This is a genomic window from Halomonas borealis, from assembly GCF_004798905.1.
GTDB lineage: Bacteria > Pseudomonadota > Gammaproteobacteria > Pseudomonadales > Halomonadaceae > Halomonas > Halomonas borealis.
Map to the genome: position 1 here is coordinate 1 of NZ_SDMO01000031.1, position 458 is coordinate 458.

The following is a 458-nucleotide window of genomic DNA, read 5'->3' on the forward strand; positions in this document are numbered from 1 at the left end:
AACAACTTTTTCAGAGTGAGAGAAGATTGGAATTTCGGCATTGGTTGAGTCAGAGAGAAGAAGCAAAACACCTTCTTCACCAAGAGCCGCCATACGATGTAAATCAGCGGGCTCACCAACAGGCGTAAAGTCAAACTTGAAGTCACCTGTGGCTACAACTTTACCTTGAGGTGTTTCCACAACAATACCCAAAGGTTCTGGAATGGAGTGAGTTGTACGGAAAAAGTTAACACTTAAGTTGTTAAATTTAATTTCGCTGTCCGCATGAATTTCAAAGAGTTTTGCATCACGCAAAAGCCCGTGTTCTTCCAATTTTCCACGAATTAAAGCAAGTGATAACGGACCTGCATAAATAGGGATATTCGCTTGCTTAAGCAAGAAGGGAATACCACCGATGTGATCCTCGTGTCCATGTGTAATGAAGAGCCCTTTGATACGGTCGATATTGTCGACAATAT

The 458-nt window shown here is 41.9% G+C and carries 1 protein-coding gene; it reads right to left on the reverse strand.

The window, feature by feature from the left end:
- A partial coding sequence (locus ETC07_RS16075) for an MBL fold metallo-hydrolase (protein ID WP_136249322.1) occupies positions 1–458 on the reverse strand: 458 nt, incomplete at both ends.